A 4,386-nucleotide genomic window follows, 5' to 3' on the forward strand; every position below is an offset into this window, starting at 1 on the left:
AAAAGCCACTCTTAATCGTGTCTTGGAACGAAATAGAGGCTTTTAAAGACTGCGTACATGGAGAATTAAAACAAGAATTACCCTCGAAAAGCCTATTTTTCCACTAAGTATTTATGCTCATTGCAAAGGTGAGATGCTCCCAGCCTCAACTCCAATCCCAGCTTGGGATTTACTTCGAGAAGCCCAAAATCGCTGAAACTCAGATAGATCAAGGAAAATCATAAATCGAGGTTAACCCTTTGTCCCGTAATGGTTTGAGCCTTTTTTGCTGACCGAAAACGCCTAAGTCCCACTAACAGCTTAACTAATTGACATCCTCGGTCAAGTTCCTGTATAGTGGCTCCCAAAGATTTAGGGTGATGGTTTTAAGCCTTCACAAAGACTCTTTTCGGCGATTACTCGCAGAAAGCCGTTGAAATTAACTGAAAACCCAGTATAGCGAGTCTATTTGACTTGTGAACAATAATAGCTCCCCTCTCCTTCTGGGATGAGCCTGATGGGTTTTGGCAGTGTATGGATACTTATCGAGAAATGGAAATGCTCAATCACCTTGATGATACTGGACAAGCTAGATGGAAAATATGGTAAAGAAAGCATTTTGGCCAGGCAAAAAGGTCTTTATTACTGGTCATACGGGCTTTAAGGGGTCTTGGCTGGCGTTTTGGTTACTCCATCTAGGAGCAGAGGTAAAAGGCCTCAGTTTAGCCCCCAATACCACCCCCGCCTTATTTGACCAATTGGACTTAGCTCAAAACCTGAGTCATCATATAGGAGATATTCGAGAGCCTGAGTTAGTGACTCGTTTAATCGCTTCATGGCAGCCGGATGTAGTCTTTCATTTAGCGGCACAACCCTTAGTGCGGCTTTCCTATCTTGAGTCGGTGGAAACGTGGAACACAAATGTTATGGGGACTATTCACGTTTTAGAGGCCCTCAAAAGCCTGACTCATCCCTGTGCCGCCGTGTTTATTACTAGCGATAAGTGCTATGAGAATCGGGAATGGGTCTATGGTTATCGGGAAAATGACCCCTTGGGGGGTTACGATCCCTATAGTTCTAGCAAAGCTGGGGCGGAATTGGCGATCGCATCTTGGCGCAGTTCCTTCTTTAAAACCCCTCAAACCCCCATCGGCATCGCCAGCGCCAGGGCAGGAAATGTCATCGGTGGCGGAGATTGGTCTCTAGACCGGATTGTACCCGATGCGATGCGGGCCTTGATGAAGTCCGAAGCGATTCCGGTGCGGAACCCTCTAGCGACTCGTCCTTGGCAGCACGTTTTAGAGCCTTTGGGAGGCTATTTACGGTTAGCTGAGTCGATTTATGAGCAGTTGATGACGGCCAATTGGCAGCAAGACAGCCGGGGGTTATATGGGGCGTTTAATTTCGGTCCGGCTCTGACTTCTAATCGCCCAGTTAAAGAGTTAGTTGAGTCTATCCTACAACTTTGGCCGGGAACTTGGCTCGATCAAAGTGATCCGAATGCTGTTCATGAGGCTAAATTGCTTAATCTAGTCACAGATAAGGCTTTCCATACCCTAAAATGGCAACCCGTCTGGGATTTTCGGCAAACCCTCAAGGAAACGGTGACATGGTATTATCAAGCGGCTCAAATAGACTCTGAAGATAAAGCACAATTCCAAGACCTTACTCGCCAACAAATCGAATATTATCAAAGTTGTCTGAGCGATTAGCGAACTCAAGGCTGATAATAGTGCAAATTAAGTAATAATTAAGTACAAATTTCTCCCCTGAAAGAAAATTAACCATGACTCAATCTATTTCTCCCCCCAGTACAACCAGCGAAGCAGAATTGCGAGAGCAAGTCTTTCAAGCCGTACAAGAATACTACAAACACAAATTTCAACCCCGGGCTTTTGTGGCGGGGCAGACCTATATTCCGGCATCGGGTAAGGTATTTGATGAGCAAGAATTAGTCAAATTAGTGGATTCTTCCCTAGATTTCTGGTTAACGACGGGCAGATATGCGGCGGAATTTGAGGAACGTTTTGCCCAGTGGATGGGGGTAAAACATTGTTTATTAGTCAATTCTGGTTCTTCAGCCAATTTAGTGGCCTTAAGTGCCTTAACTTCCCCTAAATTGGGGGAAAAACAACTTAAACCGGGGGATGAAGTGATTACCGTCGCCGCAGGTTTCCCGACTACAGTTAACCCCATCTTTCAAAATCAGCTAATTCCCGTCTTTTTAGACGTTAAATTACCCGGTTATGACCTCGACATCGAGCAGCTGGAATCGGCCTTGTCAGAGAAGACTAAAGCGATTATGATCGCTCATACCCTGGGAAATCCCTTTAATTTAGAAGCGGTGATGGCTTTTGCCGAAAAACATGACCTCTGGGTAGTCGAGGATAACTGTGATGCGGTGGGAAGTCTCTATAAAGGGCAAAAAACCGGCACCTTTGGGCATTTAGCAACGGTTAGCTTTTATCCTGCCCATCACATGACTATGGGAGAAGGGGGCGCGGTTTTAACCAGTGATACTCGCTTGAAAAAGATTGTCGAGTCATTCCGTGACTGGGGCAGAGATTGTTGGTGTCCTCCGGGTGTAGATAATACCTGTAATAAGCGCTTTGGTTGGCAGTTAGGAGATTTACCCTTTGGTTATGACCATAAGTACACCTATTCTCATGTGGGTTATAACCTGAAGATGACCGATATGCAAGCCGCCGTCGGGGTAGCGCAACTGGATAAATTGCCAGGATTTATCAAAAAGCGCCTGGAAAATTTCGACTTTTTGCATCAAAAGTTACAGGAGCTTCAAGATGTTTTAATTCTGCCTGAAGCCAGCCCGGATTCTGAACCGAGTTGGTTCGGGTTTCCGATTTTTGTTAAGGAAAATGCACCTTTTAGCCGCAATGATTTGGTTAAGCATTTGGAGGAAAAACGCATCGGCACAAGGCTATTATTTGGAGGAAATTTATTGCGACAGCCTCTTTATAAGGGGTTAAATTATCGAGTTGTTGGGGATTTAAGCAATGCCGATAAAATCATGAGTAGTGTTTTTTGGCTGGGCATTTATCCCGGATTAACGGGGGAAATGTTAGAATATGTTGTCTTGACGCTAAAAAATTTCTGTCAAGGGTGATTAAGGGAAAACCGACTTTTTTTAAGTATTCTTGGCTTTTCTTAATGAAAAAGAGATAAACATGACACCATCTGCTATTGATTTACCGACAAAATCAACGATAATCACCTGGGAAAAACTGCCAGATGATTTTATTCTACCTGACGAACCTGTGGACAACAACTTGCAGCCCCTATTAGCAGCCGCTTTACGAGAATCGTTAGAATTAGCAGGACTAATTCTAGAATCGATGCTAATTGCCTCTAATTTTGGCTTGTGTGCTACCGTTAAAACTCAAACTGTTGTCAAAGCACCTGATTGGGTTTATATTCCCTCGGTAAAACCGATTCCCATCGGAAAAATTCGGCGCAGTTATACTCCCCATCTTGAAGGAGAAATTCCTACCATCGTCCTAGAGTTTATCTCGGAAACCGAAGGGGGTGAATATTCCATCAACCCTCACTATCCCTATGGAAAATGGTATTTTTACGAGCAAATCTTACAAGTACCTGTCTATGGAATTTTTCAGCCAAAAACCGGAGAATTAGATGTTTATTGTTTAGTGGCAGGAAAGTATGAGCAGCAGTTGCCAGATGAGAATAATCGTTACTGGATAAAAGAACTTAACTTGTTTATCGGTATCTGGCAAGGAACCAAAGCTGAATTTACTACTAATTGGTTGCGCTGGTGGGATAAGTCGGGAAATTTGCTATTATGGGGCAGTGAGTTAGTAGAGCAAGAAAGGCAACGAGCCGAGCAAGAGCGTCAACGAGCCGAACAGGAAAAGCAACGAGCCGAACGCTTGGCAGCAAAATTAAGAGCGCTAGGAGTTGAAGTTGATGATAGTGTATGAACTAATTGCAGGCATTGTCCACCTACAGGTCTATTTTATAATTAATTTAATGCACCTACTTAGTTGCGGGCAGTTTATGAGAGCTTATTAAATATTAGGAAGGACTGTTGACGACAATGACACCATCTGCTATTGATTTACCAACAAAATCAACGATAATCACCTGGGAAAAACTGCCCGATGATTTTATTCTACCTGACGAACCTGTGGACAATAACCTGCAACCCCTATTAGCAGCCGCTTTACGGGAATCCCTAGAATTAGCAGGACTAATTCTAGAATCGATGCTAATTGCTTCTAATTTTGGCTTATGTGCTACCGTTAAAACTCAAACTGTTGTCAAAGCACCTGATTGGGTTTATATTCCCTCGGTAAAACCGATTCCTAGCGGAAAAATTCGGCGCAGTTATACTCCCCATCTTGAAGGAGAAATTCCAGCTATTGTCCTAGA

At 43.8% G+C, this 4,386-nt stretch carries 3 protein-coding genes and 1 pseudogene; all 4 read left to right on the forward strand.

Annotation, left to right across the window (positions count from 1 at the left end):
* Positions 1–572: 572 nt before the first annotated feature.
* A complete protein-coding gene (gene rfbG, locus PX482_RS09680; RefSeq protein WP_002756777.1) occupies positions 573–1,691 on the forward strand; it encodes a CDP-glucose 4,6-dehydratase in 1,119 nt (372 codons plus the stop codon).
* Positions 1,692–1,765: 74 nt separating this feature from the next.
* A complete protein-coding gene (gene rfbH, locus PX482_RS09685; RefSeq protein WP_288122368.1) occupies positions 1,766–3,103 on the forward strand; it encodes a lipopolysaccharide biosynthesis protein RfbH in 1,338 nt (445 codons plus the stop codon).
* Positions 3,104–3,164: 61 nt separating this feature from the next.
* Complete coding sequence (locus PX482_RS09690) at positions 3,165–3,935, forward strand: Uma2 family endonuclease (protein ID WP_288122369.1); 771 nt, start codon at positions 3,165–3,167, stop codon at positions 3,933–3,935.
* 116 nt (positions 3,936–4,051) lie between these two features.
* Positions 4,052–4,386: pseudogene (locus PX482_RS09695) on the forward strand (hypothetical protein); the annotation flags it as partial.

The organism is Microcystis sp. M53602_WE12 (assembly GCF_030065455.1).
In the GTDB taxonomy this organism is placed as follows: domain Bacteria; phylum Cyanobacteriota; class Cyanobacteriia; order Cyanobacteriales; family Microcystaceae; genus Microcystis; species Microcystis aeruginosa.

Bases quoted from the DNA above. Each gene is read 5' to 3' on its own strand.
- rfbG (WP_002756777.1), top strand. From the start codon at position 573: ATGGAAAATATGGTAAAGAAAGCATTTTGGCCAGGCAAAAAGGTCTTT.
- rfbH (WP_288122368.1), top strand. From the start codon at position 1,766: ATGACTCAATCTATTTCTCCCCCCAGTACAACCAGCGAAGCAGAATTG.
- PX482_RS09690 (WP_288122369.1), top strand. From the start codon at position 3,165: ATGACACCATCTGCTATTGATTTACCGACAAAATCAACGATAATCACC.